This is a genomic window from Pseudomonadota bacterium, from assembly GCA_018823135.1.
In the GTDB taxonomy this organism is placed as follows: domain Bacteria; phylum Desulfobacterota; class Desulfobulbia; order Desulfobulbales; family CALZHT01; genus JAHJJF01.
Genome location: JAHJJF010000112.1, coordinates 1 through 20,534, shown reverse-complemented (window position 1 = coordinate 20,534; position 20,534 = coordinate 1). Strand labels below are relative to the sequence as shown.

The following is a 20,534-nucleotide window of genomic DNA, read 5'->3' as shown; positions in this document are numbered from 1 at the left end:
TTGAAGGAGACCTTGACGGGATTGCGGTCTTTCTTGATCATGGAGAATTCCACTCCCAGGATCTCCCCAACCGATTTGAAGCGCGGAAAATTTTCCTTGAAATGATTTTTCCATTCCTGGGGAAGAAAATTTTCAAAAGGCTGGCCAATTACTTCTTCTCTTGAGTATCCAAATGTGTCGAGCCAGGCCTGGTTTACTGCAAAAAAACAGCCCTTATTGTCAAGAGACTGGTAGGCAATGGGAGCTCGATCAAAAAGAAGGCGATAATCCTCTTCATTTTTTTTGTATTGAAGAATTTCGGCTTCAAGTTTTTGGATTATGGCGTTGTCGCCAGGAGGTAAGGACGTCATTGCGGTGATGGAGTGGTCAGCCTTAAAGTAATGATAATCAATGTTAAACGTTAAAACAGTACGATAGTAGTCATGTGATGAAAATTCCTGACACCGTAGCCCCTTTGATAGTTAAAGTCTATAAAAAAAAAGAAACGATCGGTTCTGCCCGCAGATCAGGACGGAATGATGATAATAATTATTTGTTCGTTTGTTTTTTTTCAGTGTTGAGTATATTTCAAAAATGGAAAAGTATTATACTTGTGACTCAACATATCCATGGAGAAAAACGTTATGATTAAGCGAAAGGCTTTGTTTTTATTGTTTGTTTTTTTCAGCAGCCTTTGGATATTTTCCGGGTGTGCCTCCCTTTCACCGCAGGATTCATCCAATAATATCAGGTGGCGGACCCTTGCCGAGGGAATGATCGAAGCGCAACAAACCAAGAAACCGTGTCTGGTTGATTTTTATACTGGCGAGGAATGTCACCGGTGTCGTGTTCTTGACAGGAATGTCTATCTCGCCCCAAAAATTATTGAAAGAATCAACCGTGATTTTATTCCGGTGCGTGTAAGCCTTGACGGAGAGTTGACTCAGAAAGAGCAGGCCCTGGCTGATGAATTGAAGAGTGGTGGAGAGTGTATCCTCCTGTTCCTTGATCATTCCGGAAAGGTAATCAAGGACAGAGCTAAAAAGGAAGCGGTCTGTACTATGGATATGCTTACTCCGGAAGTCTTCATTGAATATATGGACCGTGCCCTGAAAAATATCAATGGCTGAGTGAGGCAATCAAGACAGAGCAGGCAAAGCGGACATCCAGAAATTATAAATAAGGCTAAGACGTAAATGATGCTCGAGACGTCTTGGCCTTGTTTGTTTTTAAAAGATCAAGGAGCACTTGTTTTCCTGGAACCTGTACTTTTCAAGTGCTTTAGCGAAATAAAGTGGTGCCAGGAAACGACAAAATTTTTGCATAATTCGCAAGATGGTTATATGTTGTGATGGTAGGAATAATTCCTGCAAACCATTTAACCTATCGTATATTCATAAATTAAATTGATTGTTAAGGAGTAGGTCATGGCTGAGTTTAAATGCGAGAAATGCGGAGCACTAAAAGAGGGAAGGTGTAAACCTAAAAAATGTCCGGCGTGCAGTGAAACCGGAACCATGGTGAAGCAGGAAGACAAAAAAACTTCTGGTTGTGGATGTAAGTGTAAAAAGTAGAAGATGCCGCAGCAATTAAAACCGTTAGACATTCTTCGAAGAACACCAAAAAGCAATTTCAGTATCTCGGAAAACAGGTAATCCTAAGCTCGTCAGAAATTACCATCAACGGTAAAAAACCCGAAGACCCCAGACCAGATATTTCTGTATAACTATATTGCCTTAAAGGCTTGCCGAAACCCTGATTGAGCTTGCAAAAGGCTAACGCCGCGTGACCTTATACATTACCGCATAATTTTTTCCAGCATGAAGGCAGGTCATCCAGATTAATTCCCAGATCCCTGGAAAAAGTTTCAAGAACCCGTGGAGTGCTGTTTATGCTTGAGGGCAGGCATCCATCATTGGTATCTTTTGCCTCCTGACGCAAAAAAGCCATTAAGGCACCAGCGATTTCCTCCCTGATGTTTGCGAGATCCCAGCAATATCTGTTGGAAAAATCAGTAAGACGTTCCCAGTTCACCGCACCTCTTTGAAGGCCCCGGTATAGTCTTTTCTCACGGTTTTCCGGGGTGAGGTCTCGAAGAATGATCACTCGATATCGTTCAAGTACCATTTCCTGAAGAAATCTAAGATCCGCAGTATTCAAAACCAGGCTTGGCCCTTCCGGGTCCCGGGTCAGATAATATATCGACCCGTGATAGGTGACTTCGGGGATTTCACCGGAATGTTTGATGATCAGGCGTTCTTCGCTGAGGTGATATGTTTTGTCCTGCTGCGGTGTCATTTCACGTCCGGGCTCAAAAAAAATTACTACTTCATGTTGTTGCATTAAAGATAGGGCAACACAACATCTTGTGTGTCTGGCCGCCAGGTGAGCTGTTTATGATTAAATTACCCTAATCATCTTAATTTCATTACAATTTTTTATTCAAGACAAAGGCATAACGTACCGATGATTAATAACATATCGGGTTGATGCAACATATGGGTCCCATTGCGTCTGGAGCGGAGGCGTGAAAACCGCTCACTCCGGGCAAGGACGATTACTGTAAAGGAGATTAATTGTATATGCAAGCCTTGAAAAAGCTCATAAGCAAAGCGATAAATATTTCTTTCTTTCCCGGTTTACAAGGGAAATATCCGAGGGTGTTGTTGGCTGGACCGCCGATACGTCCTGTACAAATTAAACCACAAGCAATCAAAAGAGGCCGACGGATAAAACCATGTGCCTGGGGGCTGTTTATTCTTTTTGCGGTTATCTGTGTTGCCTCAGAGGGCTTGGCTTTCTGGCCGTTTACGCCGCTGACAAAGCAACAAGTCGTGCCGATGCAAATCGTGCGGGAGCCGGCGGAACCGCAACCGGACAAAGCAGAGGAATTCACCGCACAGGTCCGGGAAATGGCTGATCAGCTTTTCAGCAACCTTACGGACGCCGACCCGGAAGCCGGGGACCTTGCCGAGGGGCTGGTGATTTGCACTTTTGTGGATTTGAAAAAACTGTACAGGACCTCTTCCTTTGGCCGATATATTGCCGAGCAGTTGATGGGAGAGTTTCAGAAAAAGAAGTTTTCCGTAGTTGAGTTGCGCAAAAGTAACAGTGTAATGATCCAGGAAAAAAAGGGTGAATACGGCCTTTCCAGAAACCCGGATGAAATTTCAACAGTCCTTCAGGCTGGAGCCATGCTGACCGGCACCTATACCGCTATGGAAAATCATATCATTGTTAATGCAAGGATTTTAGATAATAGAAGCGCGGAGGTACTATCCAGCGCCACGATTATTTTTCCAAGGGATCAGTTCAGCGCCACGCTTCTGGCAGACAGTTCGTCAGCCATGAGCAGCAAGAGGACCCTGGTGTATAAAAAAGAACTTGAGTTGTGATAACCCAATGCGGAAAGTTAAAAGTGGAGCATCATTTTTTATTTCTGCTTTTTCGAGAAATTTGAGTTGGTGCCGCGAATATACTATATTTGATAAAAGTTGAGAGTCGGTCAGGGGGAAAAAATGAAAAAGCATGGATATTGTCTGGAAATTGGCATGATGCTGTTGCTCTTTATCTGCTGTTCTGCAACGGCGGTTTATGCCGCTGACACGAACGGCAAGACGGAAAACACCCAGAGTTCTGACGTTCTCGTGGAAACACAAGACCAGAAAACAGCCAAAATTAAAGGCGAACCCGCAGGCCACGGACTCAGCGCTTCGGAAACCAAGGCTTTGGATGAACAAGAGGTTGAAGAGGTAGAAGCGTTTCTCGATGAAATTGCCCGGGAGAATGAAAAAAGAGCCAGCGCAAGAATGGTTCCGGTGAATTATCAGGGCTTTTATTACGCTCCGGACATGGATAAATCTCAGGGCACTGAATCTATTCTGGCGGAATTATCCAAAGAAGCGGCAGGCAAGGTGTATTATAAGCTGAAAGAAGGAGGAGACGCGCAACTGGCTTCAAAAATTGCAGTAGTCGATGCCGTTCCTCTTTCGGATTTCAAGAGAGATACAGAGTTCGGCAGGGTGGTTGCCGAGTATCTGTTAACCGATCTTGCCGACCGGGGCTTGAGCGTTACCGAATTAAGGCTTGGAAAAGAGATACACATCCTTCCGCAAGTCGGCGAGTTCATAATGACCAGAAATATCGGTGAGCTGGCAAATATGTATCCGGAGCTTGACTATGTTGTGATTTCGACATATTCCAACACAAGGAAAACCTTGATCTTACAGGGCAGGCTGGTGAATCTGAAAACCGGGGAAGTGAAGGCCTCCTGGCGCCATACCCTGCCGGTAAACCGCGAACTGCTGGGACTTTTTCAGACCGTGAATAGAAAACCCGTCACCATCGCGGTGAAGGGTATGATGTAAGCCCCATTCGTTTTTGAGGAGGAAGGCAATGCAATTTTCAGCAAGAAGGGCCGTGGCTAAAGGTCTGGTCCTGTTAATTTCCTGTTCGGTTTTAGTTGTTCCGCAGCAAAAAGCCGCCGCCCAGGCGGAACCCGTTGAACAAGTAGTTATCCTCCGGGCGGATGAAAATAAATTCTCCTCCTACTCTTCTTTGCCTGACGTGATTGAAAAAATATGTCGCAGTGCCATCAGCCAATTTTATGATTTTTATGCTCCCCAGGTTGTGAACGTCGAGCCGTTTAATGTAATTGATGAGAGGGCCAGAAAAAGAATTACCCTGCTTGGTGTGACGCTTGCTGATCAGATGACCGCGAGGATAAACAGTGATTCTCGTGAAAAGAACCAGGCCTGCGAGCAGAACGAGCAATGGCTCAGGGGAGTGATGCAGGAGGTCGACGGGATGTTGCGGGTTCATATCAGTGGGCTCAATGGTTACGGACAAAGGCGATCGTATGTAGTTACTGTGGAAATGTCGGAAGCGGTTTATCGAGCCTTGCATACATATGTTAAGAGTGGATGGGCAGAGGGCGGTGGGGCCCTTTCGTTGCAATAGCAGGAAAGATTCTCAACAGACAGGGACGTTTGTTCGTACTAAAAAAGAGACAGGTGCTCACCTATGGCAGATGAAAAAGATGATTGGCTGGATGATTTTGATGACGGCACAGAAGATGAACTGTTTTCTGAACTTGACCAGGCCAATATCGACGCCTTGCTCGGCAGCGGTGATGATGATACGTTCACAGGAATAGAGATTCCCCCGGAGATAACCAGTGAAAAAGCTGCGTCCGGGGCTGATGCCGATTTACTGGAACAGTCCACCATAGATGCATTGATGGGCGGAGGATCAGACCAGCAAAAGGCGGCTGAGCCGAAAGAGGAAGAAGAGCTTGGTGGTGAACTGCATCAGTCCGATATTGATGCTCTCATGGGGGGCGGAAAAGACACTGCTGGTGCGCCGGCGGCAGAGGACAACCAGGAGGAAGTAGGCGAGCTGGATCAAGGAGATATAGATTCGCTTTTGGGAAGTGCCATGGAGCCGCTGGCCGCGGCTTCAACAGAAGAGGAAGAGCTTGGTGATGAGCTTGATCAGTCTGATATTGATTCATTATTTGGTGGAGGAGAAGAGGATGAACTGCTCCAACCAGTGAAAGAAGATGAAACAAAAAAACCAGCCTTAACAACGGCTGCCAATGATTCTGAAGATGGCGAAGAAGATTGGAGCGACCTTGATCAGGCAAACATCGATGCCCTTTTAAGCAGTGATGCATCTTCGGAAATCAGCATGGGGATTAATTCATTGGTCGAAGAACGGCAAGCAAAACCCGCACCCGCAGCAAGTGTCGAAGATGTTCCCAGTCAGGAAGATATGGATAAACTGTTTTCCGAAGCATCAAAGAACGATAATGATCAGGACATGGAACTTGATGAAGTTGCTGGAAAAAGTGCAGACTTTGACGATGAAGAAGAAAGTGTTGCGAGTAAAGGGTTAAGCGCGCTTTCCGACGATGATGATTTTGGATTCGCAGATGATGAGGATTTCGGATTCGATGACGATATTCCTGACATACCGGAAATCCCCGAGGATTTTGTTGAAGAAGAGCATGATGAAATCATGGTGGAAGAAGAAAGCAGTCCTGATGATGAGGCCACAGAGAAGATAGTTACACCGATATGGCTTCAAAATGCCATGCACAACAAGGCTGTAATCGCCATAACCACTGTCTGTCTTCTGCTGTTATTAGGCGGAGGTGTGTATTTCTTGTCCGATAAGGACGAGACCGTTAAGGAGGCAGCACAGATTGCCCCGCAGGACGAAGTTCCGGTAAAAGGCCTACAGGATGAAACAATTACCGCGGACCAACAGGACAAGGTTGCTTCGCAGGTTGCAACAAACGCTGTTCCCCTTGTCAGTTCTGGAACGTATCAGATGAGTGGGGCCGCACGGGAGGTGCCCGTGCTGCTCGCCGGCCAGGATGAGGATGGGGACCCGCTTGCCTACGAGGTGGTCAAGAATCCACAATACGGACGACTGCTCGGAGAGCCGCCCAGTATGGTTTATCTGGCAGGCAACGATTTCCCGGGAGAGGACAGTTTTGATTTTAAGGTGAGCGACGGTAAACAGACAAGCGCGCCGGCAACCATTGTAATTTCCGGGCCGAATTTAAGAGCAATGGCTGAAAAAGCCGCCCCGGCCAAGGTTGTGAAACCCACGGGGATTATGGTTGCGGCAAGTGATATTGTCCTAGAAGGATTGAGCACCCGGGCGGTCATGATCAACTGGGCGGAAATCTGGCAGCAATCAAATGATGAGATTCCATTCAGTGACAAGGTTTCAGTACAGCTTATTCCCGGTGAGCTCAAAGGCAAGCTCGAAAAGGTCAATCCCTATATGCACCGGTATACGCCGGATCCGTATGCAAGCGGCAACGAGACCATGACCTACCAGTTTAAACTGGGGAAAAGAGCTTCGAAACGCAAGACCATTGAGATGCGGATTGCATCCGGCGATCCGGCCCCGAAGATAATGCTTCAACCCCTGGCGCAAGAGGTGTATACCGTCGGCCAGACCGTTGTTCTTGATGCGAGCCGGACCATAGATGACAATCCGGAAACACTTCAGTATGTCTGGGAGCAGCTTTCCGGCGCAACGGTACGGATTGAACCTTTAAATACGCAAGGGTCGGCGGTTTCGTTTATGGCGCCCTCAGACTATTATACCGAAGATCAGGGCTCGCTGATCAGGTTAACAGTGGTTGACGGCAAGGGACAGCGGGACAGCCGGGAAGTTAAGGTCAGGACCGCCACAAGAAGACACGCGGCGCTCTGGGGCGACAGCGCTGAGGCCGATTGTCTCAGCGGAGAGTGCGCGAGGACGCTGTTGCCCTGGGCGGCAAATAATTAGATCTGGTTATTTGCCGGAAAGAGGCGGCAGCCGCACGAAAATCTGTCATCTTTTTTTATTTGGCGCGAACCTTGGCAAGGATGCCTTTCAGTTCCGTGATTGCCTGCGCGTAATTGTCGCTTCCGAACACTGCGGAGCCGGCGACAAAAATATTTGCACCTGCCTGGGCCACCGCCTCAATGGTTTTGCAGCTCACCCCGCCATCGATTTCGATTCCGGTTTTAAGCCCTTTTTCGTCGATTCGACGTTTGAGGGCGCGAATTTTTTCAAGGGTCGAAGGGATAAACGATTGTCCGCCGAACCCGGGATTCACACTCATCAGCATTACAAGATCCAGGTCTTCAAGGATATAATCCAGGGTGTCCAGTGAGGTTGCCGGGTTGAGGACTGCACCGGCCTTTTTCCCCAGTTCCTTGATCCGGTGGATCGTTCTATGAAGATGGTCACAGGCCTCAACATGGACGGTGATCCAGTCGGCTCCTGCCTCGGCAAATTGATCAATATATTGGTCCGAATTCTTGATCATCAGGTGCACGTCAAGGGGCAGATCGGTAATTTTTCTTACAGCTTTGACCACCAGCGGGCCGATGGTGATATTGGGAACAAAATGGCCATCCATGACATCAACGTGAATTACGTCAGCCCCTGCTTTGGTTACCGCGTCAATATCCTCCTTCAGCCGCGCAAAGTCGGCGGAAAGAATTGACGGGGCGATCATATCCCGTATCATTATTTGTCTCCTTTGTTTTCCTCGTTTTCAGGACTGTCGTTGGCAGGTTGTGGTGTTTCTGAACCGCCAACCGAGACCAGAACATAGTTTGCCGATTTGATGTATTTCCTGGCGGCCGCAAGAACCTGTTCAGCGCTGACAGCGTTTATGCTGCTGATATATCGTTTACCAAAGTCCTGCCCCATTTTATAGGTTTCGTTCAAGGCCATTTCCATTGCCTGCGACCCATGGGTCTGGAGGCTCATTTCGTATTGACTGGTGATCAGGTTTTTGGCTTTCTGTAATTCTGCGGCACTTATGAGTTCCTCTTGTGCCAGGTAAAGTTCTTTCCACACCGCCTTGATCGCGTCATCTTTCTTTTCCGGGCTGGTTCCAATGTAGATGCCAAAGGAGCCGGTGCCAAGGCCCAGCAGCGAAAAGGAAGAGAGGCTGTAGGCAAGACTCTGTTTATCACGAAGTTCCGTAAAAAGTCTGCCGCTCTGGCCGCTCAGAACCGTATCAAGAATTTCTAATGGATATCGATCAATGCTGTCCATGGATGTCCCAAGAAAGCCGATGATGATATGCACCTGTTCCTTGTCCCGGGCAATATTGAAAATTTCCGGGCGGGTCGGCGGGTCCGGCGCCAGAAAGCTTTCTTCCTCAATAGCCGGGACGCCGGAGGATAGCGGCTCCCAGGAGGAAAACAGGTTTTTTACGAGGTCACGGACCTCTTTTGCCTGGACATCACCGGCCACGGAAATAACGGCTTTTTCCGGAATGGCATGTTGTTCATAAATGGCTTTGAGATCATTGCTGGTAAATTTTGCAAGAGCGGTTTCAGAGCCTACCGTGTTCAGGCTGTAAGGGTGTCCCTTAAAAAGCAGGCGGTTGAATTCCCGAAAGGCAAGAGAGGGAAGAGAGTCTTCCTGAAGCTTGAGTTGTGAGAGGAGTTCCGGACGAATTTTTTCGGTTTCCTGAGGATCAAATGCCGGAGTCAGGATTACATCGCGCACCAGTTCCATGCCCGGCACAAAAAAGCGGGAAAGAAAATCAGCCTTTATGCCAAAGGTGTTTTTTCCGTTAAAACCGCTTATGCTTCCGGCCATATTCCCTATCTTTACTGCGAGTGCGTGGGTCGAAAGGTCCTTTGTGCCTTTGGGGAGAAGCTCGCTGATAAAGGTAAAAGCACCGTTTTTTTCAGGGGTTTCGCTTAGAAGTCCTCCAGGGAAAACGACTCTTACCGCAACCGTTGGAATATCGGGGTCTTCCCTGACCACCAGCGTGATGCCGTTTTTTAATTTGAAAAAATGCTCATTGGGCAGATAGCTGTTGAGTATAAGTGAGGGGGGAAGGCTGTTTCTGGCAGCTTCATCGGCTCGCAGTATAATTTCTGCAAGGAGTTCGTTGTTCAGGGTAATTTCTGAATTTGCTGGAACCAGCACACCGGTGGTGAGATGATTACCGGTAAAATAGGTTGAGGCGACGCGAATAATGTCTTCTTGGTCGACTGCCCGGATTTTTTCCAGATACTCGTCTTCGCGGGGGTCTCCGGATAAAAATTCAAATGAGCCCAGCATTCTCGCCTGTCCCTCGACCCTTTCCAGATTAAACACAAAGTCGCTTTCAAGGTTGCGTTTGGCCCGGTCAAGCTCTTCATCGGTTACCTCGACATATTTAATCTTAAAAATTTCTTCAAGGGCCGCTTCAATTGCGGGGCCGGCCTTTTCGGTATCCACGGTGGCGGTTACTTCGAAAAGACCGGGATCATGGGGGGTGAAGGCGCTTGCATTTATGCTGTAGACAAGTTGTTGTTTATTCCTCAATTCATTATAGAGGCGCGAGGTTTCGCCCTGGCCCAGAATCTGGGCAATAACGTCCAGAACCGCGGAGTCCGGGCTGTTGAAGCGAGAGATGGGCAAGGCCAGAGCAAGATGACTCTGGTTGATATCGTCTTTAATTGCATAAAACCGATGCGCTGTCTGTTCCGGTTCCTGCGGCAGGTGGTTTGGTTGAGAGCCGCCGGCAGGGAGACCGCCCATCAGGTTTTTTACCGAGCTGAACACCGATTCCGCCTTAACGTTGCCAACCACAACCACGGTAAAGTTTTCCGGATGATAATGTTTATCTATATAAGTCGTTATGTTTTCCTGGGTAAAACCGGAGACGCTCTCCGTGGTGCCGATTACCGGTAATTTGTAAGGATGGGTGGTGTAGGCGCGGGACAGGAGTTCCTGAAAAAGTTTGGTGGTCGGCCGATCATTTCTCATGCGGATTTCTTCGAGCACAACGAGTTTTTCGCGTTCCAGTTCCATGGGGTCGAAGGTTGAGTGGAGGACCGCATCAGCAAGGACATCCATGGCAAGTTCCCAATACCGGGCCGACAAAGTTGCGTGGTAAACCGTATATTCAAAAGAGGTATAGGCGTTGATCTTGCCGCCGGCCTCCTCGATTGCTGCGGCAAGGCCGCCGGGCCCGCGGGTCGGCGTTCCCTTGAAGATCATGTGTTCAATCAGGTGGGTAATTCCCCCCTCATCCGCCGCTTCATAAACACTTCCGGCTTTGACCCAGATCTGGACGGTGGCCACATTAACCCCGGGTGTTTCCTTAACAATAACAGTAAGTCCGTTTTCAAATTGCCTCTTTAAGAGGTGCGGCTTGAGTTCTGTTGCCATGGTTTCCTGGATGGTAAGGGTTAAGGAGGCAAAGGCTAAAAGTATACAAAATACTATCTGAAGACCCCCGGTTTTCATCGGAAATTTACTCCTTGCTTGTAATAAGAATTACTTCTTTAATTGATCCATTTCAGGATAGAGTAATCATTAAATTAAATAATGGCGATCGGCGCGACTTTTCGCCGATAGAAAAATAATGCTGTACCTGCGACAATCATCACTGTGCTGAGCAGCTGGCCCATGGTCAGGGGACCCAGAACAAAACCCAAATTGGCGTCGGGCTCACGGAACAATTCAATAAACCAGCGGAAAATGCCGTACAGAATCAGATAGAATGAAAGCATTGTGCCGGAGGGCCATTTACGGTCTTTAAGAATCCAGAGAATCGTAAACAGAACCACGCCTTCGAGAAAACACTCATACAATTGCGAGGGGTGTCTGGGATAAGGCCCGCCTCCCGGAAAAACCATTGCCCACGGAACATCGGTGGTTCTGCCGAAGAGTTCGCCGTTAATGAAGTTGCCGATTCTGCCAAGGCCGAGACCGATGGGAGTGGTGACAGCATAGACGTCGGCGCCCTCCCAATAGTCGAGTTTTTTGAGTTTTGCATAGACATAGCCGCTGACCACAATGCCGATGAGCGCCCCGTGAAAAGACATGCCGCCATGCCAGGTGGCCAGTATCTCGAGAGGGTTTTCCATATAGTATGAAAAATTATAGAACAATACGTAGCCCAGGCGGCCGCCCAGCACCAGACAGATGATCAGCATCATATTGATGTTTTCAAAATGGGCTTCGAGTTTTTTGAGACCGCGTTTCTGTATCTGGTGTCTGACCAGGAAATAGGTGGCCATGAAACCCATAACATACATCAGGCCGTACCACCGAACCTGAAGCGGGCCGATACCGATGATAACCGGGTCTATGTGGGGATAGGAAATCATTTTATCCGGACTTGTAGGTGTTATTTAATTTTGAGGAAAAGTAAGGTTTGTCGGTCTCGTATTTATGCCTTGTGGGTAAAAAGCCCGAGACCGACGCGAGGTCCACCGAAATCTTAACGAAATCTTGGGCGATAATTCAACCGCTTACCTTTTGTGAATTCATCACAGTTCAATTATCATACGTCTGTCTGGTTGTCAAACTGAAGTGATTACCGAGAACATTAACAGGAGTAACCGGTGCAGCGGAAAATAAAAATCAAAATAATTACCCTGAATGCGCGATTCACCCATTCGGGGCTGGCCCTGTTTTATGTCCGCAATGAAATCAGCAAAAGGCTTGACGCGGCTGATACGGAACTCTGTCAATTTACCATTAATGATCCTTATTATGAAACACTTCTTAAGGTAACCGAAAGGAATCCGGAAATAATTATGTTTTCGGTTTCCACCTGGAATGTTGATTACACGTTGCGCCTGGTGCGGGATATAATCACCGCCCTTCCTGGGACCAGGATTATTCTTGGCGGACCGGAAGCAACTTTTATGGCAGCAGGCGCCTTTCCTGAGGGCTGCACAATTGTCCGCGGCGAAGTCGAAGGGCTTGAGGACGGATTTTTTCAGGATCTTGCCAAGGGATGCCTCGGCACCGAGTATATAGCGCAACCGGGCAAGCCTTATTCTTATCCGTATGAAGAAAAAGATTTTGTAACCCACCTGCGGAACCGTTCTGTTTATTATGAATCATCCCGGGGCTGCCCGTTTTCCTGTTCCTATTGCCTCTCAGCAATAGGGCGAAAAGTATACAATAAGGGAATTTCTGAAGTTAAAGCTGAACTTGATCGGATTCTAGCTCATAATCCAAAATCCTTACGGTTTGTTGACCGGACCTTTAATGCCAGTTCGGAGCGCGCCCTTGAAATCTGGAAGCACCTCGCCGCCCGGAAGACTCAGACGGTTTTTCATTTTGAAATCGCCCCGGACCGCTTTACCGAAGAGATGTTTGTTTTTCTCGAAACCATCGAGCCTGGCCGCTTTGATTTCGAGATCGGCATTCAATCGACAAACCCTGAAACCCTCAAGGCGGTGCACAGGAGCATGGATCTGGATGCTGCGGCAAAAAATATCTCCCGCCTGGTTGGGCTGGATAACATCCATCTGCATGTGGATCTGATTCTCGGGCTCCCATATGAAACAGTGGAGACCTTCCGGCAATCGTTTAATGACGTCTTCCGGATGAAGCCCCATTATATCCAGATGGGACTTCTCAAGATTCTCCCCGGAACACCAATCTCTACTGCGGACGACTATGGGCTGGCAGCCTGCCGGAATCCTCCCTATCAGATTCTGAAAACAAGGTGGATGTCCCATGAAACCCTTGCGGATCTCTACTGGTTCGGTGAGTGTGTCGAGGCATTCTATAACAAGAAATTCTTTAGAAATGTTTGTAATTATCTTGGTGCAACAGAACAGAATCCCTTTGCTGTCTTTAAGGCATTGGCGGAATTTGCCCGGGCGCGGGGTTTTTTTGATCTTGCCAAGACCCAGGAATTTATGAATGCAATTCTTGTCGGGTTTACAGCAGAAAGGCAGGACCGGGCGGTGATTGTCGAGCTCCTGAGGTTTGACTGGCTCAAGAGCGGCCACCGGTTTCTGCCTGAAATTCTGGAAGACGAACCCATCAAAAAAATAAAGGATGATTTAAGAAAAATGCTGCCCCAGAGTCTTGCGCCTTTTTATGATTATGCAAACCGCGACGAGTTTTTCAAGAAGGGGATGTTTTCACGGTTTTCCGGGCCGGCTCTCCGGGCACTGGGTTTAAGTGAATACAATGCGGCAGGCTGGGTTGTATTTTTTCCCGAGCAGGACCCGGGAATCTCGAAAGGATGTTCAACCGCCCTGCTGGTCGAAGATCAGACTCCTATTTCTTGAGCGCTTCGGCAACTGCACCCAGAAGCTCTGTTCTATCAAAAGGTTTGGTGAATGTTTTTCTTGCGCCGATTTTCTGGGCGAGCTTGAGATAATTGTCCGGGCCAACCCTGCCGCCGCCGGAAATTGCAAAAATGGTTAAATTCGGATAATCGCGCCGGAGCTCCATGATTGTTTCGATGCCTTCTTTTTCCGGCATGATTATGTCGGTTATCACCAGGTCGTAGGGGTTTTCCCTGAAGAGCTTCATTGCTTTGGCTCCGTCTGCGGCTTCGTCAACTTCATAACCGGCCCTTTCAAGCATTTCCCGGAGCATGGTGCGAACCTGAACATCATCGTCTGCAATGAGTATCCGGGCCATAAGTTTTCTCCTGTTTTTTTAATTCCAAGGCCTGCCTGATGGTTTCGGCAAGCTCTGTTGTTTTGATGGGTTTAGTTAATATATGATATATTCCTGCCTGTTGTGCATCTTTTTTTATAATTTTTTCTCGATGACCGGTAATCATTATAACCGGAATATCGGGACTGAACCGTCTGATTTCCTGAATCATTTCAATGCCATTCAGCTCTGGCATAACGAAATCTGTGAGTATCAGGTCAAACCCATCGGGGTTTCTTTTGAAGGCGTCAAGGGCCAGAGTGCTGTCATGATAGGCTGAGACCGTATAGCCGAGTTTGGTAAGCAGGGTCTGGCTTAAAAGAACCAGCGCCTCCTCATCGTCAACATACAGTATGTGCCCCGTGCCTCGGGGGATGAATGGAATAGTGCGGGTTTTTTCGGCGTTTTTTTCAGCCTTGTAGCTCGGCAGATATATTTCAAAGGATGTTCCGGTGCCGGGCGCGCTTTTCACGGTAATGGTTCCTTCCAGAGAGGTGATAATTCCGTGAACCACAGAGAGTCCAAGCCCGGTTCCTTCATCGACAGTCTTGGTTGTAAAGTAAGGCTCGAAAATTTTGGTCTGGGTTGTCTCGTCCATTCCTGAACCGGTGTCATGCACGGTGAGTTTTATATATTCGCCAGGATCTACCAGCTTTCCGACATCTTCAGACTTATCGGTAATTATCGCGGTTTCCAGGAGAACCTCGATTGTGCCGCCGGTTTCTTCCATGGCCTGGGCAGCGTTTGAACAGAGATTAATCAGGAGCAGATGAATTTGTTCGGGTGCCGCTGAAATCAGTCCGCAATCCACTATATGCTGTTTGAGTTTTATGTTTGGCGGCAACGAGGAGGCGAAGAGTTTGAGCCCTTCTTTGATGATTAAATGGATCTGAACAGGAATGATCAGGCCCTCGGTTTGCCTGCTGAAGAGAAGAATCTGGTTGACCAGGTCTTTGGCCCGGTTTGCGGCAATAAGCACCTGATCAAGATCATTCCATGTTCTTGAGTTTTTATTAACATCGGTCTTGGCCATTTCGGCATAGCCAAGGATCGCTGCGAGTATATTGTTGAAATCATGGGCAATGCCGCCGGCAAGGGTGCCCACGGCTTCCATTTTTTGCGCCTGCCGGAGTCTGGCGTCAAGGATGGCGGTATCCTCCTGCCGTTTTTTTCTTTCGGTGATATCGCGAATAACCGAAACCGCACCCCATTTATTGCCGATTTTGAGAGATGAGACCGAAAACTCAACAGGAAAAATCGTTCCGTCTTTTTTTATGGCGTTTAATTCCAGGGTGCGGCCGATGAAATTGCCTTTTCCCGTTTTTTGGAAAGTTTCATAGCCATTTTTAAAGCCATCTTCATAGGCATGTAAATATATTTTCGGAACGATCAGGTCATGGGGGTTCTGCCCATAGGCTTCTTTTCGGGAAAACCCGAAAATTCGAGTGGCGGCATTATTCCAGAAGGTGATCTTGCTGGTGCCGTCAATCATAATGATGGCTTCTTTGGCGGTATCGGTAATCGCCCGATATTTTTCTTCGCTTTCCCGGAGCGCGTCTTCCGCCCTGATTCTTTTGATTATGCCGGCAACAACCCCTGCGGCTGCAAGCAGGGTGTCTTCAGCCCTTTGGTCGCGAGGGCTTCCTTCGTTGGTATAGAGGGTGAAGACACCGAGTAACTCCTGATCAGCGGAAATAATCGGCACACAATAATGCCCGTGGGGCTTGATGCCTTCAAACTGATTGTCATGCCGGTCATCAATGCAGTCGGCAAACACCACTTCGGATGACTGTGCCGCTCGGCCGCAGAGGCATGTTCCGAACGGCACCCGGGCGCAGATTTCATGCAAGGCCGGGGCAAGGCCTTTATCTGCTTTTAACACCAGGACGTCCGGCTCGTCTTCGACAAGCAGGGCAGCGCCGATGGATTTGAGCCCCATCCAGGGAAGGGATGTTACAAGGTTTATGAATTTTTCAAGAATTTCGGTGATTGACGATGTCTCAATGGACAGCAGCAGGAGTTTGTTGAGTACCTCCTGGGTTTCGTGGTCACGACGGACCTCATTTTGGGCTTTTTTAAGTTTTGTTTGCAGTTCTTTCTGGGTTACCGCATGAATTATTGAAGCGGCAAGGCGCTTGTCGGCTTCGGGGTTAACAACATCATAAAAACCGGCGTCAAATGCGGCAGACAGGTTTTTTGCTGATGTTTCTTCCGTTAACAGGATAATCGGAGCAGACCCACCGAGTGTTTGAAGATGTTCTGGGAATTCCTTGATTGAAAAGTTGTCCAGATCAGCATTGCAGAGGATTATATGCAGTTTTAGCCGGATTTTTTTTACAGCGGCGACATCAAGGGATTCAAGATGTACGAAATGAGGCTGGAAGAGGGCCCGTGAAAGCTCTTTGTCAAGGCGGGCCAAAGAGGGTTTCTTTTTGCTTACAACTAAAATATTTAGTTTTTTTCCCACCCGATCTAATCCCCGCCTTTTTCAAAAATCCATTTTTTAATCGTCTCGAAGACAATTTCGCGTTTTATGGGTTTGGAAATATAATCATTCATTCCCGCAGCAAGACATTTTTCCCGGTCGCCGGTCATGGCCTCGGCGGTCATCGCAATAATCGGCAGGTCTGAAAAACCGTTTTTCCTGATTGTCTGAGTAGCCTCAATGCCGTCCATCACCGGCATCTGGACATCCATGAGTACCAGGTCGTAGTTGTTTGCAGATACCTTTTCAACAGCGATCTTGCCGTTTGGCGCCAGGTCAACCTTGTAGCCGGCCTTTTCAAGTAAACGAGTCGCAAGCTTCTGGTTTACAAGGTTATCTTCAGCAAGCAGAATGGAAACATTGTGTTTCATCTCCTCGTTTAAGGCGTGCGAAGTAATAATGCGTTTGTCTTCCTGGAGGCTTTTTTCGTCAAGGCCCAGGAGATGTCTGATGGTCTGCAGCAGGCGGGTTCTTCTCACCGGTTTCGGTAAAAAGGCGTTGAAGCCAACCTGCTGACATTGCTTGGAAATTCTTTCGGCGGTTGAGGAAAAAGCCAGAAGCGGCAGATTGACAAAACCGATGTCCTTTCTTAATTCCTCTGCAACTTCAAAACCATTTTTAAATGGCATTTGAATATCAATAATCGCCAGATCAAACGGCCTTTGCTCCTGCAGGGCGGTTTTGAGTAAATCAAGGGTTTCCCTGCCGTCGGCAGATTGGGTAACCTCAATGCCGGCATTGACCAGAAGGTGTCGGATGATCTCGAGCTGGTTGAGATTATTATCAACCACAAGAATCCTTTTACCTTTGATTTGAACAGGTTTTGGACGAGTAACCGGGTTTTGGGACGCAACACCGAGCCAGCAGGTAAAATGAAAGGTGCTGCCGTGGCCGACCTCGCTTTCGACCCAGACATCGCCCCTCATTGCGGCGGAGATTTTTTTACAGATGGAAAGCCCTAGCCCGGTGCCGCCGTATTTTCTTGTGGTTGAGCCGTCCGCCTGCTCAAAGGCCTCGAATATCTTTTCGTGTTTTTCCTTGGGAATACCGATGCCGGTATCTCGAATGGCAATATGGAGATTGATTTCTTTTTCGTTGGCCGTCTCAACCCGGGCGGAAATCTCTATCTCTCCTTCTTCTGTGAATTTCGGGGCGTTGCCCACCAGGTTGGTAATCACCTGCTTGAAGCGATGCGGATCGCCGGCAACCAGGGATGGAAAGTCATCATCAACGTTACATAAAATTTCAATGGGTTTATTTTCGATTCGTATCTTTACAAGTTCCGCTATATCGTACAGGGCAATCTCAGGATCAAAATCAATGGCTTCAAAATCCATTTTTCCGGATTCGATTTTTGAAAAATCAAGGATGTCATTGATCAGCGCCAGTAAGGTTTCGCCGCTGTGTTTGATGGTTTGTGCGGAGTCTCGCTGTTCTGGATTCAAGTCGGTATCAAGGATCATGTCGGTGAAGCCGATGATACCGTTCATCGGCGTCCTGATTTCATGGCTCATGGTCGCCAGAAAGACGCTTTTCATCTTGTTTGCCTCTTCGGCAATGCCTCTTGCTGCGTCAAGCTCCTTGTTCTTTATTTCAATGTTTTTGGCGTATTCCTCGACTTTCTGAAGGGCGGCTTCGGTTTCGTCCTGCGCCTTGGCCAGTTCAAAAGACATTTCTTTTTCACTTTCCAGGACGGTTATCATGGCGCGGTTCATTTCATTGGCTTCTTCCTCGGCGTGTTTATAGTCGGAAATATCACGGACCTCGACAATAACGCATTCTTGATCACTGTTTTGCAATGGCGCCAAAGAGTATTCCAGGTAAGCGCCTCCCCATTGTTCAACAATGATGTCGGACAGTTGGGACTCCAAAACAAATGAAAGCTTTTCTTCACAGTTTGTCGCCCAGCCTTCAGTGATGAGTTCGGAAATTTTCCGATTGAGGAGGTCCGGGGTCTGTTGCCCGTATATCTGGGTGGCAATGGCATTATGAAAAAGAATCGTGCCGTCTTTTCTCAGCAGGAAAACAGGATGGATAAAGGAGTTTAGTATGTCCATTCTTTTAGGCTATGAACCTGACTTGTTTGGGAAATCCGCGGCAAAGATTTCGTTCTGGTAAGCAGAACGCCTTCGTTCTTTTCGATTTTACATGATTATATAATGTTATCAAAGGTTTTTTGTTTTTAGGCCGGGGCCGAGGGAGGAGGTCCGGTCAAGGTCTTTGGCAGGAAGGGCGGTTACCCGGAAAAGACCAGAGCCGAATAGGACCTTGAGCGGGTGACGGGACTATGATAGAGGTTTTGTGCCCTTGAACAGCGCTCCGCTGGTGTATTGGGAGGTGCGCATGGGGGTTGCTCCAAGAAATTCAATATGAAGAAAACCGGTTTTTTTCATGAGATTCAGTTGATCCCGAACCGGGATCGTGCCGCCTATTCATTGTGACCAGGCTTCAAGGCTTCCCACTAGAGAGGAGGGCAATTCTTTTTCAAGGACAATGTCGGCAAACTGCAGCATGGCCCCGGGTTTAAGAGTCCGGTAAATTTCTTTAAAAAGTTTTTGTTTGCAGGGCGATAGATTAATTACACCGTTTGAGATAACAAAATCAAAGGTGTTGTCATCGTAAGGGATATCGTCGGATTCAACCTGTTTGATTTCAATGTTTGAAAATGGAGTTTTTTCCAGATTTTTTTTGGCGCGCGCAACCATTTCAGCGGTCAGATCAATGCCGCAAACCCGGCCCTCTATTCCGGTGAGATGGCTGGCGATCATCAGATCAAAACCCGCCCCGCAGCCAATATCAAGAACCGAACTGCCGGGAGGGATGTGGCTGATTGAAAAGGGATTCCCAACCCCGCAAAAAGAGTTAATCAACTCAGGTTTAATGGTTTTGAGAAAAGAAGAATCATATCCCAGGGACTCTGCTCCGGCCTTACCTGTCAGGTATTTAAATTTTCCTTCTGCTGATTGTGACACTGCAATATATTTTTTCCTGATAGCTTGACGAATCTCAAGGAGTTCTGCTGATGTAAAAGAATCCGGGTCGGCCTGCCTGCTTTGAAAAGAATCTTTGTTGGAAATGCAAGTCGTCTTAATGGTCTGATCATTGTCCCGGCGCCCGCCGGAGGTATCCGAGGGAGGTCAACAGTTTGAATTGAGCGGTTTTTTTATTTGTTGGGACATTGTAAAATCTCCAGCAGATCAAGCGCGGGGCTAATTATTAAACAGTGAAAAGATAATTAAACCGACACTTAATGCAGTTGTGCCGTATAAAATTCTCATATTCCAAGGATTTGAGTCCTGGCGTTTTTTATATGTCTGATAAAAGGCAAAACTTAAGAATACAATTGTCGCGCCCAGGAAAAACCATTTATATTTTGAAAACCACACCGACAGGGTGAAACTTCCCAGGCCGAAACTGGCCAGGAGCATGGGAAGCTGTCAGCAGAAAGCATAGGCCAGCGCTGTAGTGACGGCGCCGCCGCTGGCGATTTTTTCCTTCATTTTGTCTCCTTTAGCAATCGTATCTTGTTGCTGCCGTTTCCCGACGCCTGCATGGTAATCTTTCCTTCGCGGGCAAGTTTACTTATTATGAAGATAACACTGTCACGGGTAAGATTAAAACGATCGGCAATTTCATCAGGGTCGGCCTTTTTCTGGTGAACCACAAAATCGATCACCAGGCGCTCTATTTCTTCAAGCCAGTCATTAAACAGGTTTCGCAATTCCGGGGTGGAATAGGTTGCCAGCTCGTAAGTGTGGCTGATTGCGGCCATAACTTCCTTGCTCATCTCAATTGGATTCACGCCTGAATCCGTACATTGCTTGATTCAGTGTTCCACCATGTCGATGACCTGGATGTTTTCGCCACTGGAGGAAATAATGTTTTTCAGCAGTTTTTTCTTTTCAGTGTCACTGAGATTATCCAGCAGGGACGCGAGCAATTGACCAAGAAGTTCTTTTTTCTGAGTAGTATTTAATTGTGAAATGGAGTCGTTGTTCATGCTTGTCCTGTTCATAATTCTATTGAAGCAATGCATCTATTGCGTCTTTTAATTCATCAAAGTTTATGGGCTTCGTGTATCTTTTAATAATCGTTCCTTCCTGGTTAATAACTATTGTTTCAGGGATTC

The 20,534-nt window shown here is 47.6% G+C and carries 17 protein-coding genes; 6 read left to right on the top strand and 11 right to left on the bottom strand.

Features of this window, described 5'->3' with window-relative positions:
• On the bottom strand, nucleotides 1-350 hold a 350-nt coding region (locus tag KKE17_12345; GenBank protein MBU1710788.1), incomplete at its 3' end, for a PAS domain S-box protein.
• A gap of 273 nt (nucleotides 351-623) precedes the next feature.
• Between KKE17_12345 and KKE17_12340 the strand changes: the two genes are divergently transcribed.
• Entirely contained in the window at nucleotides 624-1,109 is a 486-nt protein-coding gene (locus tag KKE17_12340) for a thioredoxin family protein (protein MBU1710787.1), read from the top strand.
• A 661-nt stretch (nucleotides 1,110-1,770) separates the two neighbouring features.
• On the opposite strand, the gene KKE17_12335 is transcribed toward KKE17_12340, so the two are convergent.
• Nucleotides 1,771-2,277 (bottom strand): hypothetical protein, encoded by a 507-nt coding sequence (locus KKE17_12335; protein ID MBU1710786.1) that lies wholly within the window; start codon nucleotides 2,275-2,277, stop codon nucleotides 1,771-1,773.
• Between the two features lie 284 nt (nucleotides 2,278-2,561).
• Here KKE17_12335 and KKE17_12330 point away from each other — a divergent pair, with 284 nt between their 5' ends.
• The 4 genes from KKE17_12330 (at nucleotide 2,562) to KKE17_12315 (ending at nucleotide 7,287) form a co-directional block, all read left to right on the top strand.
• Entirely contained in the window at nucleotides 2,562-3,374 is an 813-nt protein-coding gene (locus tag KKE17_12330) for a hypothetical protein (GenBank protein ID MBU1710785.1), read from the top strand.
• Nucleotides 3,375-3,533: 159 nt separating this feature from the next.
• On the top strand, nucleotides 3,534-4,346 hold the full coding sequence (locus KKE17_12325) for a hypothetical protein (GenBank protein ID MBU1710784.1): 813 nt from the start codon (nucleotides 3,534-3,536) through the stop codon (nucleotides 4,344-4,346).
• 28 nt (nucleotides 4,347-4,374) lie between these two features.
• Nucleotides 4,375-4,938 (top strand): hypothetical protein, encoded by a 564-nt coding sequence (locus tag KKE17_12320; GenBank protein MBU1710783.1) that lies wholly within the window; start codon nucleotides 4,375-4,377, stop codon nucleotides 4,936-4,938.
• 63 nt (nucleotides 4,939-5,001) lie between these two features.
• Nucleotides 5,002-7,287, top strand: coding sequence for a hypothetical protein (locus tag KKE17_12315; protein MBU1710782.1), 2,286 nt, complete (start codon nucleotides 5,002-5,004; stop codon nucleotides 7,285-7,287).
• A gap of 55 nt (nucleotides 7,288-7,342) precedes the next feature.
• Here the strand turns inward: KKE17_12315 and KKE17_12310 are convergent, their stop codons facing one another.
• The 3 genes from KKE17_12310 to lgt form a co-directional block, all read right to left on the bottom strand.
• Nucleotides 7,343-8,017, bottom strand: a complete 675-nt coding sequence (locus tag KKE17_12310; protein MBU1710781.1) for a ribulose-phosphate 3-epimerase — start codon at nucleotides 8,015-8,017, stop codon at nucleotides 7,343-7,345.
• Nucleotides 8,017-10,749, bottom strand: a complete 2,733-nt coding sequence (locus KKE17_12305) for an insulinase family protein (GenBank protein ID MBU1710780.1) — start codon at nucleotides 10,747-10,749, stop codon at nucleotides 8,017-8,019. Before KKE17_12305 ends, KKE17_12310 begins: the two co-directional genes overlap by 1 nt.
• Nucleotides 10,750-10,823: 74 nt before the next feature.
• Entirely contained in the window at nucleotides 10,824-11,615 is a 792-nt protein-coding gene (lgt, locus tag KKE17_12300; protein MBU1710779.1) for a prolipoprotein diacylglyceryl transferase, read from the bottom strand.
• Between the two features lie 237 nt (nucleotides 11,616-11,852).
• Between lgt and KKE17_12295 the strand changes: the two genes are divergently transcribed.
• Nucleotides 11,853-13,544, top strand: coding sequence for a B12-binding domain-containing radical SAM protein (locus KKE17_12295; protein ID MBU1710778.1), 1,692 nt, complete (start codon nucleotides 11,853-11,855; stop codon nucleotides 13,542-13,544).
• Here KKE17_12295 and KKE17_12290 read toward each other — a convergent pair.
• The 6 genes from KKE17_12290 to KKE17_12265 all read right to left on the bottom strand — a co-directional run bounded on the left by KKE17_12290 (nucleotide 13,534) and on the right by KKE17_12265 (nucleotide 20,405).
• The gene (locus tag KKE17_12290) at nucleotides 13,534-13,902 is read right to left on the bottom strand and encodes a response regulator (GenBank protein MBU1710777.1); all 369 of its coding nucleotides are present in this window, start codon (nucleotides 13,900-13,902) and stop codon (nucleotides 13,534-13,536) included. The two genes, KKE17_12295 and KKE17_12290, sit on opposite strands and share 11 nt — an antisense overlap.
• Nucleotides 13,874-16,387 carry a response regulator gene (locus KKE17_12285; GenBank protein ID MBU1710776.1) on the bottom strand — a complete coding sequence of 838 codons (2,514 nt, stop codon included), beginning with the start codon at nucleotides 16,385-16,387 and terminating at the stop codon, nucleotides 13,874-13,876. The genes KKE17_12290 and KKE17_12285 overlap by 29 nt, the downstream gene beginning before the upstream one ends.
• A gap of 5 nt (nucleotides 16,388-16,392) precedes the next feature.
• Nucleotides 16,393-18,462 carry a response regulator gene (locus KKE17_12280; protein MBU1710775.1) on the bottom strand — a complete coding sequence of 690 codons (2,070 nt, stop codon included), beginning with the start codon at nucleotides 18,460-18,462 and terminating at the stop codon, nucleotides 16,393-16,395.
• Nucleotides 18,463-18,837: 375 nt separating this feature from the next.
• On the bottom strand, nucleotides 18,838-19,377 hold the full coding sequence (locus KKE17_12275) for a methyltransferase domain-containing protein (protein MBU1710774.1): 540 nt from the start codon (nucleotides 19,375-19,377) through the stop codon (nucleotides 18,838-18,840).
• A 524-nt stretch (nucleotides 19,378-19,901) separates the two neighbouring features.
• The gene (locus KKE17_12270) at nucleotides 19,902-20,207 is read right to left on the bottom strand and encodes a hypothetical protein (GenBank protein MBU1710773.1); all 306 of its coding nucleotides are present in this window, start codon (nucleotides 20,205-20,207) and stop codon (nucleotides 19,902-19,904) included.
• A gap of 24 nt (nucleotides 20,208-20,231) precedes the next feature.
• Nucleotides 20,232-20,405 carry a hypothetical protein gene (locus KKE17_12265; protein MBU1710772.1) on the bottom strand — a complete coding sequence of 58 codons (174 nt, stop codon included), beginning with the start codon at nucleotides 20,403-20,405 and terminating at the stop codon, nucleotides 20,232-20,234.
• Between the last annotated feature and the right edge of the window lie 129 nt (nucleotides 20,406-20,534).

Coding starts and splice junctions, on each gene's coding strand:
- KKE17_12280 (MBU1710775.1), bottom strand. CDS start 18,462: ATGGACATACTAAACTCCTTTATCCATCCTGTTTTCCTGCTGAGAAAA.
- KKE17_12325 (MBU1710784.1), top strand. CDS start 3,534: ATGCTGTTGCTCTTTATCTGCTGTTCTGCAACGGCGGTTTATGCCGCT.
- KKE17_12265 (MBU1710772.1), bottom strand. CDS start 20,405: ATGAACAACGACTCCATTTCACAATTAAATACTACTCAGAAAAAAGAA.
- KKE17_12315 (MBU1710782.1), top strand. CDS start 5,002: ATGGCAGATGAAAAAGATGATTGGCTGGATGATTTTGATGACGGCACA.
- lgt (MBU1710779.1), bottom strand. CDS start 11,615: ATGATTTCCTATCCCCACATAGACCCGGTTATCATCGGTATCGGCCCG.
- KKE17_12320 (MBU1710783.1), top strand. CDS start 4,375: ATGCAATTTTCAGCAAGAAGGGCCGTGGCTAAAGGTCTGGTCCTGTTA.
- KKE17_12330 (MBU1710785.1), top strand. CDS start 2,562: ATGCAAGCCTTGAAAAAGCTCATAAGCAAAGCGATAAATATTTCTTTC.
- KKE17_12290 (MBU1710777.1), bottom strand. CDS start 13,902: ATGGCCCGGATACTCATTGCAGACGATGATGTTCAGGTTCGCACCATG.
- KKE17_12310 (MBU1710781.1), bottom strand. CDS start 8,017: ATGATACGGGATATGATCGCCCCGTCAATTCTTTCCGCCGACTTTGCG.
- KKE17_12305 (MBU1710780.1), bottom strand. CDS start 10,749: ATGAAAACCGGGGGTCTTCAGATAGTATTTTGTATACTTTTAGCCTTT.
- KKE17_12340 (MBU1710787.1), top strand. CDS start 624: ATGATTAAGCGAAAGGCTTTGTTTTTATTGTTTGTTTTTTTCAGCAGC.
- KKE17_12335 (MBU1710786.1), bottom strand. CDS start 2,277: ATGACACCGCAGCAGGACAAAACATATCACCTCAGCGAAGAACGCCTG.